Raw genomic sequence first — 1,313 nt, 5'->3', positions numbered from 1 at the left:
GCCCCTCGAAGGCCGCAGCGGCCGCGAGGGCGAGGGAGTCCGCGCCGCCCGAGAGCGCGACGAGCACGGGGCCGGCGGCCGCCGCGGGCAGCTCCGCGAGGGCCTCCCGCACCGCCCGTCGGAGGTCCGCGACGGCGGGCGTGAGACGGGGTCGCTCGGAGGGCATCCACTAACGTTATGGCAGCATCCCGCCCACGGCAGAACCACGAGGAGCACACGCATGGCCAGCTACGACGTCGTCGTCGAAATCCCCAAGGGGTCCCGCAACAAGTACGAGGTCGACCACGAGACGGGCCGCGTGTACCTCGACCGCGTGCTCTTCACGTCGTTCGTCTACCCCACCGACTACGGCTACTTCGAGAACACCCTCGGCCTCGACGGGGACCCGGTCGACGCGCTCGTGCTGCTCGAGTACCCGGTCTTCCCCGGCGTCGGCGTCGCCGTCCGCCCCGTGGGCGTCTTCAACATGAGCGACGAGGCCGGCATCGACTCCAAGGTCATCACCGTCCCCGCGAAGGACCCGCGCTGGGCCCACATCCAGGACATCGAGGACGTGCCGCAGCAGGTCCGCAACGAGATCGAGCACTTCTTCGAGCGCTACAAGGACCTCGAGCCCGGCAAGTGGGTCAAGACAGAGGGCTGGGGCGACGCCGCGGAGGCCGAGCGCATCGTGCAGGCCGGCTTCGAGAAGCTCCAGGCCGAGGGCGGCCACGACGGCCACGCCGGCGAGCCGGAGGAGGACGCCTGACCCGCGTCCGCGCCTGACACGACGACGCCCGCCCACCCGCAGCAGATGCGGGTGCGGCGGGCGTCGTCGTGCGTGCCGGGGACGCGGCGCGGGACGGGATCAGCCCGGGCGGCCCACGTAGGGCATGAGGTCGCGGCCGCCCCAGAGCCCCTGGATCTTGACCACGTCACCGGGCTTCGGCGCCGCGATGATGGTGTCCCCGCCGAGCGAGATGGCGTCGTGGTAGAACCCGTTGCCGCTGTTCCAGAAGACGATGTCGCCGGCCTGGCGCTGCGAGAACGGCACGAGCCGGCCCTGCGCCTGCATCCTGTTGTACTGCGAGCTCACCGAGTGGCTGCCGACGTCGATGCCGGCTGCCCGGTACGCCATCATCACGAGGCCCGAGCAGTCCCACTGGTTCGGGCCGGCGCCGCCGAGCACGTACGGCTCGCCGAGCTGGGCCTTCGCGAACGCGATGGCGACCTGCGCGGCGTTGCCGGACGGAGCGGGAGCCGGCGCCGGCGCGGGAGCCGGGGCGGGAGCAGGCGCCGGAGCGGGAGCAGGCGCCGGACGCGAGGGCTGCGGC

The 1,313-nt window shown here is 72.7% G+C and carries 2 protein-coding genes and 1 pseudogene; 1 reads left to right on the top strand and 2 read right to left on the bottom strand.

Annotated features, from left to right (window positions below):
• Nucleotides 1-166, bottom strand: a pseudogene (locus tag Q6969_RS15725) (tRNA(Ile)-lysidine synthetase); the annotation flags it as partial.
• A 54-nt stretch (nucleotides 167-220) separates the two neighbouring features.
• On the opposite strand from Q6969_RS15725, the gene Q6969_RS15720 reads away from it, so the two are divergent.
• Complete coding sequence (locus Q6969_RS15720; protein ID WP_094115242.1) at nucleotides 221-748, top strand: inorganic diphosphatase; 528 nt, start codon at nucleotides 221-223, stop codon at nucleotides 746-748.
• 99 nt (nucleotides 749-847) lie between these two features.
• Here the strand turns inward: Q6969_RS15720 and Q6969_RS15715 are convergent.
• Nucleotides 848-1,313: NlpC/P60 family protein (locus tag Q6969_RS15715; protein ID WP_317231279.1), on the bottom strand; the 466-nt coding region annotated here is incomplete at its 5' end.

Origin of the sequence: Clavibacter sp. MX14-G9D (genome assembly GCF_032917815.1) — a bacterium.
GTDB classification, from domain to species: domain Bacteria; phylum Actinomycetota; class Actinomycetes; order Actinomycetales; family Microbacteriaceae; genus Clavibacter; species Clavibacter michiganensis_K.
This window is presented reverse-complemented; position numbering and strand designations above follow the sequence as displayed.